Origin of the sequence: Polaribacter vadi (genome assembly GCF_001761365.1) — a bacterium.
In the GTDB taxonomy this organism is placed as follows: domain Bacteria; phylum Bacteroidota; class Bacteroidia; order Flavobacteriales; family Flavobacteriaceae; genus Polaribacter; species Polaribacter vadi.
In genome coordinates, this window is sequence record NZ_CP017477.1 from 2,591,459 (window position 1) to 2,605,369 (window position 13,911).

Below are 13,911 nucleotides of genomic sequence, written 5' to 3' on the forward strand. Positions count from 1 at the left end.
TAACATTTTGGCATGGAAATTGTCTTTACTGTAAAATAACTAATCAAAAACTACTATTATGATCGATTTAACTAACAAATACGAAAGTGCAAAGCAACGTTCAATTGAGTGTATGAGAAAAGGCCAAATTAGTGCGTATTTAAATGCACTTCTAGAAATGAATAAATACAAAAGATTAATGGTGGCTGTAATTGCAAATTAGAAATAGTTTGCAGTATTTCAGTCTTCACTAAGCAATCAATATTTTTTGAGTAAGAAACTTTCTTCATAAATTCGCTGACTAAATTACTGCCAACTGACGACTGCACACTAAAAAGCCACTAAATCATATCAAACCCACAATAAGGCACTAAAACATCTGGAATTTTAATTCCATCTGCTGTTTGATAGTTTTCTAAAATACCAGCCAAAACCCTTGGCAAAGCTAAAGAACTTCCATTAAGTGTGTGCGCTAATTCGCTTTTTCCTTCACTATTTTTAAAACGAAGTTTCAACCTATTTGCTTGAAACGTTTCAAAATTAGATGCAGAACTTATTTCCAACCATCGATCTTGAGCTGTAGAAAACAATTCAAAATCAAATGTTAATGCTGATGTAAAACCAGTATCTCCACCACACAAACGTAAAATTCTATAAGGTAATTTTAATTCTCTTAAAATATTTTTAATATGTTCAACCATGCCATCTAAAGCTTGGTAAGAATTTTCTGGATGCTCAATTCTTACAATTTCTACTTTATCAAATTGATGCAATCTGTTTAAACCACGAACGTGAGCTCCATAACTACCTGCTTCACGTCTAAAACAAGGTGTGTAACCTGTTACGCAAATTGGGAATTCAGTTTCCTGCATTAAATTTCCACGAAACATATTGGTAATTGGTACTTCTGCAGTTGGAATCAAATATAAATCATCAACAGTAGCATGATACATTTGTCCATCTTTATCTGGTAATTGCCCAGTTGCAGTTGCAGATTCTGTGTTTACCAAATGTGGCACTTGCACTTCTGTATAACCAGCTTCAATATTTTTATCTAAAAAATAATTGATTAAAGCACGTTGTAATCTTGCACCTTTTCCTTTATAAACAGGAAAACCAGCACCAGCAATTTTAGTTCCCAACTCAAAATCTATAATATCGTATTTTTTTGCTAATTCCCAGTGAGGAAGCGCATTTTCGCCTAAATCAGGAATTGTACCTTCACTAAAAATGTTCTCATTATCTTCTTCAGATTTTCCTGCTTTTACAGAAGGATGAGGTACATTTGGTATTTGATATAAAAGTGCATCTAACTCCTCAGAAAAAACATTTAATTTTTCTGACAATTCTTTAGAACTCTCTTTTAATTGTCCAGTTTTTTCTTTTAAAATGTTCGCTTTTTGCGCTTGTCCACTTTTGTAAAGAGCACCAATTTCTTTGGATATTTTATTAGATTCAGCCAAAATAGTATCTAACTCAAGTTGCGTTGCTCTTCTATTTTCATCCGCAGTTAAAACTTGGTCAATAATTGTTTCAGCATTCGCAAAATTACGTTTTGCCAAACCTTCTAAAACAGTTGCTTTATTTTCTCTAATAAAATTTACTTGTAACATTTTTTATCAAAATTTAAGAATGCAAATATATAATTTGTGGTTTTTAAATGCCACGAATTCACGAATTAAAAAAAAGTAAAATTTTTTAATGTTGGGCGTTCCCAAAAGGTCAGGCTTTCACACTCGCTTTTTTTGTGAAAAACAAAAAAGAGCTCAAACAATTGCTCAATCCTTAACGCATATTGCTAATTCAAAACGCAAGTTATTTTGAATTATAAAGGTTTATTATTTTCAATATAATCTCTAGCAGTTTCTTCATCTTTTTTAAGTTGATGAATTAACAACTCTACAGAATCGAATTTATGCTCATCACGTAAAAAATAAAGCAATTCAATCGTTAAATGTTGATTGTATAAATCCTCATTAAAATCAAAAAAATGCACTTCAATTGTTTGATGATTTCCATTAACAGTGGGTCTGTTGCCAATATTCATCATTCCAAAAACCGTTTTTTTATCAACGGTAGCTTTTACAACATAAACGCCCGTTTTTGGAATTAACTTATATGTTTCCTTAACATCGATATTTGCTGTTGGATAACCAATTTTACCCCCTAATTTTTTGCCATTTACAACAGTGCCATTCAGCATAAAATTATATCCTAAATAATTATTGGCAGTTTTTAGATTACCAGCATGTAAAGCACGCCTAATTTTTGTAGAACTTACAGAAACACTGTCTATATCTTGTGCAGGGATTTCTTCAACTTTAAAATCGTACAAATGGCTATATTCTGTAAGTTGTGTAATATTTCCTTCTCTATTTTTACCAAAATGATGGTCGTAACCAATAATTAATTTTGATATATTTAGTTGATTTACTAAGATTTCTCTTACAAACTCCAAGGCTGTTGTTCTAGAAAACTCTTTACTAAAAGGATGAATAATCAAATAATCTAACCCTGTTTTTTCTAGTAAGGCAGCTCGTTCATCAATGGTATTTATCAACTCTAAAAAAGCATCTTTCTGCAACACCATTCTTGGGTGAGGAAAAAAGGTTAGCACAACTGATTTTTTACCTGCTTTTTTTGCTTCAGAAACCAATTTCTCAATAATTTGTTGATGCCCAAAATGGACACCATCAAAAGTGCCAATTGTTACAAATGTTTGCGTTTCTGAAGAGAAATTAGTGATGTCTTTTACTATTTTCAAAAAACTAAATATTTAATAGATTTTAAACAACAAATGTACAATAAACCAAAGCCAAAATTGATAACTAGTACATGTTTTAATATCTGTATATCATAAATTTTAGTAGGATAATTTGTTAAAATCATAAATAATTAAATGATTTATTCAGAAACTCAAAAAAATTTGTATTTTGCACGATAGTTAACAAACAATTAACAAACAATCCACATTATGATAAAAAAGATTTTATTTGTAGCATTTATAGCTTTCGGAAGTCTTGCTATGGTTGGGCAAACTACAATAACAGGAACTGTTAAAGATGCTAAAACAGGAGAAACCCTTCCTGGTGCAAACATTAAAGTTGCTAATAAAGCTGTTGGTACAACCACAGATTTTGATGGAAACTTTGAGTTGAAAGTTACAGACAACCCACCTTTTACATTAGAAATATCTATGTTAGGATTTCAAATGAAAGAAGTTGAGATTACTAAAAGAAATGAAAAAATAGAGGTGACTTTAGAAGAAAATGAAACATCTTTAGATGAGATTGTTGTATCTGCATCTAGAACACCAGAACGTGTTATGGAATCTCCAGTAACCATTGAAAGAATGGATGCTAGATCTATAAAAAACACTTCTTCTCCTTCATTTTATGACGGTTTAGAAAACTTAAAAGGTGTAGATGTAAATACGAGCAGTTTAACATTTAAATCTGTAAATACTAGAGGTTTTGCAACATTTGCAAACACACGTTTTATGCAATTAGTAGATGGTATGGACAATTCATCTCCAGCATTAAACTTTGCAATTGGTAACCTTTTAGGAATGTCTGAATTAGATGTAAACACGGTTGAATTATTACCAGGAGCATCTTCTGCACTTTATGGTGCAAATGCTTTTAATGGTATTATGTTTATGACCAGTAGAAGTCCTTTTAATGATCAAGGAATTAGTTTTTCTTACAAGCAAGGAGTTACTACTCAAGAAGCAGCAGGTACAAATAATGTGTATGATGTAAATATTAGAATGGCATATGCTTTTTCAGAAAAATTTGCAGCAAAAGCAACATTGGCTTATTTACAGGGTACTGAGTGGTTTGCTACAGATCATAGAAACACTAGAAATGGAGAATATGCTCCTGGAGATAGATCTTTAAATGATTTTGATGGTTTAAATATTTATGGTGATGAGGTTGCTACAAACTTAGGTGGTGCTGTTGGTAGAGTTAGTAGAACTGGTTATGAAGAGCAAGATTTAATGTTAGATTATGAAGCAAAAAGTGTAAAATTAAATACAGCTTTGCATTATAGACCTTTTGGAGATGATCGATTAGAAGTAATCTTTAATTCTAAATTTGGAACAGGAAATACTATTTATCAAGGTGCAAACAGATACAATATTAGAGATTTCTATTTAGCACAACAAAAATTAGAAGTTAGAGGTAAAAACTTTTTTGTTAGAGGTTATGTAACAACTGAAGATGCTGGGAATTCTTATGATTCGCGTTTTGCTGCTATCAACATTAACAGAAGATGGAAATCTGACCAAGACTGGTTTACACAATATGCAGGAACTTATTTAGTAACAGGTTCTCATCAAGCAGCAAGAGCAGCTGCAGATACAGGACGTTTAATTCCAGGAACACCTGAATTTAAAGCCGCTTTTAATGAAGTTACTGCTGATCCAAACTTAGCAACTGGTTCAAGGTTTCAAGATGAAACAAAACTATATCATGGAGATGTAAATTATAACTTTCAAGATGTTATTGAGTGGGCAGAATTTCAAGTTGGTGGTTCTTACAGAAGATATTCTTTAAATTCTAATGGAAGTATTTTTACTGATAATGATGGATCAATTGATTATGATGAATATGGTGTTTATACTCAAATGCAAAAGAAATTTTTAGAAGATGATCGTTTAAAATTAACAGCTTCTTTACGTTATGACAAAGCACAAAATTTTGATGGTAATTTTTCTCCAAGAGTTTCTTTAGCGTATGCAGGAGGAGAAAATAAGAATGATAACTTTAGAGCCTCTTTTCAAAAAGGATTTAGAAACCCAACAACACAAGATCAATATATTGGTTTAGATGCTGGTTCTGCAATTTTAGTAGGTTCTGCTCCAGATAACTTAGATAGATATACAAGTACTCCATTAAATGTAAGTACAGCTGGTCAAGGAATTGTAGGAAGCTCAACAACTACGTTGTCTGGTAGATTAGCTTATGAGAATTCTTTTGCAGCAAGTTCTGTTATAGCTGGTGCTCCAGAAGCATCTAGTGCTCCTTTAGTAAAGCCAGAAGAGGTAACTGCTTTTGAATTAGGATATAGAGGATTAATTAATGCAGGAGATTCTAGAATTACTTTAGATGTTAGTGCATATTATAACCAATATAATGACTTTATTTCTGCTAAAAATGTTTTAGTTCCTTTCTATGGTGATGTTGAATTAACTGAAACTGTACCTGTTGGCCCAGGAGGATCTCCTGTACCTTTAGCTTTAATAGCGCTTCAAAATGGAGATTATAAAGCTTTTCAAGTATATACAAATACTACAGCAGATATAAATTCTTATGGAGCTTCGTTAGGATTAAATACAAAGATTTTTAATGGTTTTGATATTGGTTTAAATTATACATATGCTAAGTTTGATTTTGACCAAGCATCAGATCCAGACTTTGAGGCAGGTTTTAACACACCAGAACATAAAGTAAAAATTCAGTTTGGTAAAACAGACTTATTTGAAAACTTTGGATTTAATATAAATGCAAGATGGCAAGATGAGTTTTTATGGGAATCTACTTTCTTAGATGCAACTGTAGATGCAAGAACTGTATTCGATGCACAAATTAATTATACTGTACCATCTTGGAAATCTACTTTTAAATTAGGTGGCGCAAATTTAGGTGGGCAAGAATACTTTAGTGCACCAGGAGTTGGAGCTGTAGGTTCTCAATATTACCTTTCTTGGTCAATTAATAACTAATATAAAACACATTAATTTATGAAAAATTATAAATATATAGGTTTGTTTCTTTTATCACTAGGAGTTATCTCTTGTGATGTTAACAACGATTTAGATCCAATTTTAGAAGAAGCAGCACCAGTAGTACAATTAAACACTAACGGATTAGATTTTTCTAGTTATGTTTCTATTGGAGCTTCTTTTACAGCAGGTTTTACAGATAATGCTTTGTTTATAAAAGGACAAGAAAATTCATTCCCAAACATTTTAGCCGGAAAATTTGGTACAGATTTTTCTCAACCTTTAATGAATGATAATATTGGAGGTTTATTGTTTGGAGGAAATGTAATTCAAGGACCAAGATTGTATTTTAATGGTGCTGGACCAACTTCTTTACAAGCAACTCCAACAACAGAAGTAACTAATTCTGTTTCTGGAAACTTGAATAACTTTGGTATACCAGGAGCTAAAAGTTTTCATTTTGTTGCAGAAGGTTATGGTAATGTGCAGGGAGTTCCTTTAGGTTTGGCTAATCCTTATTTTGCAAGAATGGCTTCAAGTTCTACTGCAACAGTTTTAGGAGATGCTATGGCTCAAAACCCAACCTTTTTTACCTTATCAGAAATTGGTGGAAATGATGTTTTAGGATATGCACTTTCTGGTGGTTCTGGAGTAGATCAAACTGGAAATCTTAACCCAGCAACTTATGGCTCTTCAGATATTACAGACCCAAATGTATTTGCTAGTGTTTTTAGTAATATGGTTACAGCTTTAACTTCTGGTGGAGCAAAAGGAGTTATAGCAAATGTACCTTATATTACTAACTTAGCTCACTTTATAACTGTTCCTTACAATCCAGTTCCTTTAGATTCAGGAACTGCAGCTCAACTAAATTCACAATTATTAGGACCAGTAATTCAAATATTAACAGCTTTAGGACAGCCAGATAGAATTGCTTTATTAGAGGCTTCTAGTTCTAATAAATTATTATTAAGAGACGAAAATCTTGTTGATTTTTCTGCACAAATTTCAGGAGCTTTACAGCAAGCTGGAGTTCCTGCTGCTCAAGCACAATTAATGGGAAGTTTATATGGACAAGCAAGACATGCAACTTCAGCAGACTTGTTTGTTTTGCCATTATCTAGTGCAATTGGAACTGCACAACCTGGTATACCTGCACCATTTAATACTGTAGGTGTTACGTATCCATTAGAAGATAAGTGGGCAATTACTCCTGAAGAGCAGTTGGCTATTAAAACAGCTACTGACGCTTACAACACAACTATTGCTGCTGTTGCAAGTGCAAACCCAAATGTTGCTTTGGTAGATTTTAAAGGGCTTTTAGAGCAATCTGCAACAGGTATTGCATTTGATCAATATACATTAACAACTAGTTTAGTAACTGGGGGTTTAATTAGTTTAGATGGTGTGCATTTAACAGGTAGAGGTTATGCTTTAATGGCTAACAAAATTATGGCAGCTATGGATACAAAATTTGGATCTAACTTTACAACTGCTACAAATGGTTTAGCGAAAGCTGATGACCATCCAACAAATTATTCTCCTGCTTTAAGATAGTAGAATTATAATTTAATAAAACAAAAAAGGTTGAGAATTAATTCTCAACCTTTTTTTATGACCAAATTTTGGTAGTTTATAAAAGCATCATTTTTGCTCTTTTAACGCCAGCAACTAGAACATCTATTTCTTCTTTTGTGTTGTAAAATGAAAAAGAAGCTCTAACAGTTCCTGGAATTTTATAAAAATCCATTATAGGTTGTGCACAATGATGGCCAGTTCTAACAGCAATACCTAACTTATCTAATATTGCTCCCATATCATAAGGATGAACCCCATCAATATTAAAAGAAATTACAGCTGTTTTTTTTGCTGATGTTCCGTAAATTTTTAAACCCTCAATTTTTAATAGTTCTTCTGTTCCGTATTTTAAAAGTTCATCTTCATACGCTGCTATATGATCAAAACCTACTGAGTTCATATAATCTAAAGCAGCACCAAAAGCAATTCCTCCACAAATATTTGGAGTTCCAGCTTCAAATTTGTGAGGCAAACCTGCATAGGTTGTTTTTTTGAAAGACACAGTTGCAATCATTTCTCCTCCACCTTGATAAGGAGGTAATTTCTCTAACCATTCTTTTTTTCCGTATAAAAAGCCAACACCTGTTGGACCACATAATTTATGAGCAGAAGCTACATAAAAATCAGCATTTAATTGTTGTACATCTGGTTTAATGTGTGGTGTTGCTTGAGCACCATCAATTAAAACAGCAGCACCAACTTTATGAGCAGCTTCTATAATTTCTTCAATTGGGTTTACAGTTCCTAAAGCATTAGAAACGTGGTTGCAAAAAACCAATTTTGTATTCTCATTTAAAAGTTGATGATAGGTTTCCATATCTAAAGAACCTTCATCGTTCATAGGAATTACCTTTAAAATAGCGCCTGTTTTTTCGCACAACATTTGCCAAGGAACAATGTTTGAATGATGTTCTAAAGCAGATACAATTAACTCATCACCTTTATGTAAAAGTGATTCGAAACCAGCAGCAACAATGTTAATACTGTGTGTAGTTCCTGCAGTTAAAATAATTTCGTACGTTTCTTTTGCGTTAATATGCTTTTGCACTTTAATACGTGCTTCTTCATATTTATCAGTTGCTTCTTGACTTAACGTATGCACTCCTCTGTGAATATTTGAGTTATAATTGCTGTAATAATCAACAATCGTATCAATCACAATTTGAGGTGTTTGTGAAGTGGCAGCATTATCAAAATATACCAAAGGTTTTCCGTGAACTGTTCTTTTTAGAATGGGAAAGTCTTCTCTAATTTTATCAATATTCAACATAAAAATCAATTTAAGTTACAAAGATAAAGGTTGATTGTTGAAACCTATTAAATTCTCAATATGATTTTCTTATTTTTACATCATTAAAATTACTTTTTATGAAGATTTTTAAACGAATTTTACTTTTAATATTGGTAGTAATTACCATAACTGTTGTTTATAATTACCCAAAATTAAATATGATTGCAGGTTATGCAGCTAAAAATGCTGCTTCATCTGTTTTTGTTGCAAATAGAGATTTAAATTTTACTACCAAAACCGATAATAATTTTTCTCCCATAAATTTAGTTGAAAGTAAGGTTGATGAAACTGAAAAATGGGCATCTTCGAACGTGTTTGGTTTATTAAGTAGAAAAGCATTTTATAGAGAAGGTTTAGGAACAGTTTTGGCAATTGACGAGGAAGATTTAAATAAAACTTACTTAACTCCTAAAAGAGTATTAGCTGATAATAAAACCCCTTATCCTTATGGAAATGCCCCACAAAAAGATACTGTTTTTAGTAATATTGATTATCAAAAAATAAATGAAACGTTAGATATTTTATTTGATTCTGTAAATCAAACTAGGGCAGCAGTTGTTGTTTATAAGAACCAAATCATCGCAGAAAAATATGCTGAAGGTTTTGATAAAAATTCTAAAATTTTAGGCTGGTCTATGACCAAAAGTATTGTAAGTACGTTGTTTGGGATTTTAGAACATCAGCAGAAAATAGATGTTTTTAAAAAAGCGAATTTTGAGGAATGGAAAAATGATGAGAGAAACGAAATAACCATTCATAATCTGTTACAAATGAATTCTGGTTTGGAATGGGATGAAAATTATGAGGAAATTTCTGATGTAACAAAAATGTTATTTTTAGAAAGAGATATGACTAAAAGCCAAATTAGAAAACCTTTAGCTGGAAAACCGAATGAAAGCTGGTATTATTCTTCTGGAACGACTAATTTATTATCAGGAATTTTAAGAAATCAATTTAAAACGCATCAAGAATATTTAGATTTTTGGTACGCAGATTTAATCGATAAAATTGGGATGAATTCTATGACCATAGAAACAGATTTAGCTGGCAATTATGTGGGTTCTTCCTATGCATGGGCAACTCCAAGAGATTGGGCAAAATTAGGGTTGTTGTATTTAAATAACGGAAACTGGAATGGAGAACAACTGTTTACAAAAGATTGGATAAATTACGCTACAGAACCCACTCCAACTTCTAATGGTTGGTATGGAGCACAAATTTGGTTAAATGCTGGGAAAAGGTATCCAAATGTGCCAGAAAACATGTATTTCTTTAGTGGTTACCAAGGTCAGAATGTTTTTGTTTTGCCAGATGAAGATTTGGTTGTGGTTAGAATGGGGTTAACTAAAAATGCAGATGTAGATGCTTTGTTAAGTGGAATTATTTCATCAATTAAAAGGTAATTATTAAAGATATTGTAACAAAATATTTGTTTCTTTATCTCATAGATAAATAATTTACTTGAATTAAAAACAAATTGTTAAAGAAAATATTTATACAAAAGAGGCAATTATCATTAGATATATCTAAAAGAAGAATATTTATTGGTTTTTTTTTAGGACTATTTTTTGCAGTTATTTTCTATGCTTTGCTTAAATTAATTAGTAAATCTTTAGTGGTATTTGATGCCATGTTTAATGGATATGAACTAGTTACTTTAACAGAAGCTAATTATCAACTTTACAGTTTTTTTATTGCTTTTATTGCTGTTAATTTTTCTTTTTCTATCGTTTTTGAATTTTTAGTAAATACTCCAATTGGCTTTTTAGAACCCTATAATTACAAGCGAAAAAACATATTGAACTCACAAAGAGTTACCAATTGGTTTTTATTAAATACGTTTTGTAGAGTTGCTTTTGTGTTTGGGACTTTATCTTTAAGTTTTAAAAACGATGATTTATTTACTGAAATGAATTATATAATCTATTTGATTATAATCGTATTTATTGGACAAATGTGGTTATCTATTAGATGGTTTACTATGGATAATAAAGCAAAGTTTTTTTTAATATTTATATCTGTTATTTTATTAATCACTTTTATTATTTCAAAAATTGAATTTATAAATAATGTTACAATCAATAAATCTGTATTGTCACAAAATATATTATACAAGCATAAAATAGACAGAGTTACTTCAGGGGAATCTCAAGATTTAACTGAAGATAGATATTTGCTTTTTAATTTATATTTAAAAGAAGGTAAAAATGGTTTAATCCTAGAAACAGATAATAAAAATCAATTTACAGAATTAGTGTCTTTGTCTGATAAAATTAATATTTTCAAAAAAAGATTTCCAAAAAGGCTTGAACCTTTTATAACTTATGTTCTTTATATTGATAAAGATTTGTGCATGAGTAATGTTAAGAAGATACAGCAGTATTTAAAGGATAAAGGAGCTTACAGAACTCATTATTCAGTAAAAGATAAAGAACATCCTTTTTTTATAAGAGGAAACAAGACTTTTGGCTTTACTATAAATGATTTTAAACCAGAAGATTTAAAATCAAAAGCGATAAAAATTTCAATTTCAAAAAAAGGTAAATATTTCTTTCAAAACAATTTACTTTCAAAAGAAGATTTAAAAACATCAATTATAAAGAAGTTTAAAAAAGATGGTTTTTCCCCTTTTATATTCTCTTATAACGATTCTACTAAATTTGAAGAATACTTCGAAGTTTTATCTCTGACAAAGAATATTGTCAATGAATTTAGAGATGATTATGCAGAAAAAGGATATCATCAAAATTATAATACTTTATCAAAAGAACTTCAAAAACAAATAAAAGAAAAATTTTATTGGGTTTTTGTAGGTGAAGTAAACTAAAAAAACCACTCAAAAAGAGTGGTTTTTAAAATTATAATATTTTCTATTTTTAGCTTTTTCCTTTAATTAAACTTAAAGCAATTGCTGCAATTCCTAAACCAATTGTAATATAAGCGTTTGTGTTATCTTGAGCTTCTATTAAATCTAAATCTCCAATAGAAACTTGCGTTTCTGGCACTACCATTACATAAACTCCATATGCTAATAAAATAACACCTACAATTAGTAATACTGTTTTGATTGTTTTGTTCATAATTTGGTTGTTTAATGTGAGTTACAAATGTATGATTTAAAAACAGTTACAGTTAATCCTATTGAAATAAAAGTTAACTCAATCAATTATAAATCGAACCCAATTTTTACACCTAATTTATTGGCAATTAACTTGGTAATTCTTGTTTTTACTTCAGGAATTTTTACACTTTCTAATACTGTATTTGCAAAAGCAAACATTAATAAAGCTTTTCCTTCTTTTTTAGGAATTCCACGTTGTTGCATGTAAAACAAAGCATCATCATCTAACTGACCAATGGTACAACCATGAGAACATTTTACATCATCTGCAAAAATTTCTAGCTGAGGTTTTGCGTTTATAGTTGCTTTATCGCTAATTAAAACATTGTTGTTTTGCTGATATGCATTTGTTTTTTGAGCTTCTTTATTTACAATTACTTTTCCGTTAAAAACTCCTGTAGAACGCTCATCAAAAATACCTTTGTAATCTTGGTGAGATTCACAATTTGGCTCTATATGATGCACTAAAGTGTGGTGATCTACATGTTGTTTTCCTTCAATAATTGTAATCCCTTTTAAAATAGAATCTATATGTTCTCCATTTTGATAAAAGTTCAAATTATTTCTTGTGATGTTTCCTCCAAAAGAAAAAGTATGCACAGAAACAACACTATTTGATTTTTGATCTACATAGGTATTATCAACAATAGAAGCGTTTAAATCATCATTCTGAATTTTATAAACATCTACAGTAGAGCTTTTTGCAGAAAATATTTCTGTAACTACATTCGATAAAACTGCATTCGAAGTTAAACTTTGATGACGTTCTATAATTTGAACATGTGCATTTTCATCAACCACAATTAAATTACGAGGTTGAGTCATTACTGCAACTTCAGAACCTGTTGTAAAATTGATAATTTGAATTGGTTTTTTAACTTCCACATTTTTTGGAATATGAATGTAAGCACCTTCACTTGCAAAAGCCGTATTTAAAGAAGTTAAATTATCTTGTTTGGCAATTTTATTGAAATATTTATCAATAACAGCTTTGTATTTTGGCTTCGATAATGCAGAAGACATTAAGCAAACATCAATAGTATCGTGTGTAGTTTCTGATAAAAAAGAACTGTATTTACCATCAATAAAAACAACATTGTAGGTGTCTATATCATGAATAAAATACTTTTTTACATCCGCTAATTCTACAGCAACATCTCTGTTTGGGAAAAGGCTGAAATCGTTTTTCAATACATTATTTAGGCTCGTATATTTCCAAGCTTCTAATTTTTTTGTAGGAAAACCAAGTTTTTCAAAATTCTCTAATGCTTCTGTTCTAATTTCATGAATAGCAGAATTAGTATCTACTTTATCTTCAAAAGCTACGTAAGAGGTTACTATTTTATCTTTTAATTCCATTTTCTTTAAGTTTAAAGTTCAAAATTTTGAATTCAAAGTTTTTTAACCTTGAACTAAAAATTTTGAATTTTGAACAGGAATTGGTTATACCAATTCTTGCTTAATCCAATCATATCCTTTTGCCTCTAATTCTAAAGCTAAAGAAGCATCACCAGTTTTTACAATTTTACCATCGTATAAAACGTGTACAAAATCTGGAAGAATATAATCTAACAAACGTTGGTAGTGTGTAATTACAATTACAGCATTGTCTTTAGATTTTAATTTGTTAACGCCATTTGCAACAATACGCAAAGCATCAATATCTAAACCAGAATCAGTTTCGTCTAAAATCGCTAATTTTGGCTCTAACATTGCCATTTGAAAAATTTCGTTACGTTTCTTTTCTCCTCCAGAAAAACCTTCGTTTAAAGAACGAGATAAAAATTTACGATCTATTTCTAACAATTCAGATTTTTCACGAATCATTTTTAACATATCTTTTGCAGGCATGTCTTCTAAACCTTTTGCTTTTCTAGTTTCGTTAATCGCTGTTTTGATAAAGTTTGTAACAGAAACTCCAGGAATTTCTACAGGATATTGAAAAGATAAGAAAACACCATTATGAGCTCTTTCTTCTGGAGCAAGTTCGCTAATATCTTCTCCATTTAATTCGATAACTCCATCAGTAACTTCGTAATCTTCTTTACCAGCAATAATATTTGCTAATGTACTTTTACCAGCACCATTTGGGCCCATAATTGCGTGAACTTCACCAGCGTTTACTTCTAAATTTAATCCTTTTAAAATTGATTTTTCATCAATTGAGGCGTATAAATTATTGATTTTTAACATTGTGTTTTAAGCTATTTGCTT

Annotated in this window: 11 protein-coding genes; 5 read left to right on the forward strand and 6 right to left on the reverse strand. The window is 30.6% G+C overall.

The features are described 5' to 3' along the window. Nucleotides 1–58: 58 nt before the first annotated feature. Complete coding sequence (locus tag LPB03_RS16770) at nucleotides 59–202, forward strand: hypothetical protein (RefSeq protein WP_170324219.1); 144 nt, start codon at nucleotides 59–61, stop codon at nucleotides 200–202. Nucleotides 203–320: 118 nt separating this feature from the next. Here the strand turns inward: LPB03_RS16770 and serS are convergent, their stop codons facing one another. Further along, nucleotides 321–1,592, reverse strand: a complete 1,272-nt coding sequence (gene serS / locus LPB03_RS11190) for a serine--tRNA ligase (RefSeq protein ID WP_065319695.1) — start codon at nucleotides 1,590–1,592, stop codon at nucleotides 321–323. 212 nt (nucleotides 1,593–1,804) lie between these two features. Continuing rightward, complete coding sequence (locus tag LPB03_RS11195; protein WP_065319696.1) at nucleotides 1,805–2,743, reverse strand: bifunctional riboflavin kinase/FAD synthetase; 939 nt, start codon at nucleotides 2,741–2,743, stop codon at nucleotides 1,805–1,807. Between the two features lie 210 nt (nucleotides 2,744–2,953). On the opposite strand from LPB03_RS11195, the gene LPB03_RS11200 reads away from it, so the two are divergent. Further along, nucleotides 2,954–5,707: a TonB-dependent receptor gene (locus LPB03_RS11200; protein WP_065319697.1), complete on the forward strand. Its 2,754-nt coding sequence runs from the start codon at nucleotides 2,954–2,956 to the stop codon at nucleotides 5,705–5,707. Nucleotides 5,708–5,725: 18 nt separating this feature from the next. Continuing rightward, the gene (locus LPB03_RS11205) at nucleotides 5,726–7,264 is read left to right on the forward strand and encodes an SGNH/GDSL hydrolase family protein (RefSeq protein ID WP_065319698.1); all 1,539 of its coding nucleotides are present in this window, start codon (nucleotides 5,726–5,728) and stop codon (nucleotides 7,262–7,264) included. Between the two features lie 76 nt (nucleotides 7,265–7,340). Here the strand turns inward: LPB03_RS11205 and LPB03_RS11210 are convergent, their stop codons facing one another. After that, a complete protein-coding gene (locus LPB03_RS11210; protein WP_065319699.1) occupies nucleotides 7,341–8,555 on the reverse strand; it encodes an aminotransferase class V-fold PLP-dependent enzyme in 1,215 nt (404 codons plus the stop codon). A gap of 98 nt (nucleotides 8,556–8,653) precedes the next feature. Here LPB03_RS11210 and LPB03_RS11215 point away from each other — a divergent pair, with 98 nt between their 5' ends. After that, the gene (locus tag LPB03_RS11215) at nucleotides 8,654–9,979 is read left to right on the forward strand and encodes a serine hydrolase domain-containing protein (protein WP_065319700.1); all 1,326 of its coding nucleotides are present in this window, start codon (nucleotides 8,654–8,656) and stop codon (nucleotides 9,977–9,979) included. A gap of 185 nt (nucleotides 9,980–10,164) precedes the next feature. Then, entirely contained in the window at nucleotides 10,165–11,403 is a 1,239-nt protein-coding gene (locus LPB03_RS11220) for a hypothetical protein (RefSeq protein WP_139058977.1), read from the forward strand. Between the two features lie 49 nt (nucleotides 11,404–11,452). Here LPB03_RS11220 and LPB03_RS11225 read toward each other — a convergent pair whose 3' ends face one another. From LPB03_RS11225 to sufC, 3 genes are all read right to left on the reverse strand, one after another. Further along, complete coding sequence (locus LPB03_RS11225) at nucleotides 11,453–11,656, reverse strand: hypothetical protein (protein ID WP_065319702.1); 204 nt, start codon at nucleotides 11,654–11,656, stop codon at nucleotides 11,453–11,455. An 86-nt stretch (nucleotides 11,657–11,742) separates the two neighbouring features. Continuing rightward, on the reverse strand, nucleotides 11,743–13,056 hold the full coding sequence (gene sufD, locus LPB03_RS11230) for a Fe-S cluster assembly protein SufD (RefSeq protein WP_065319703.1): 1,314 nt from the start codon (nucleotides 13,054–13,056) through the stop codon (nucleotides 11,743–11,745). Between the two features lie 84 nt (nucleotides 13,057–13,140). After that, the gene (sufC, locus tag LPB03_RS11235; protein WP_065319704.1) at nucleotides 13,141–13,890 is read right to left on the reverse strand and encodes a Fe-S cluster assembly ATPase SufC; all 750 of its coding nucleotides are present in this window, start codon (nucleotides 13,888–13,890) and stop codon (nucleotides 13,141–13,143) included. Nucleotides 13,891–13,911 lie beyond the last annotated feature (21 nt).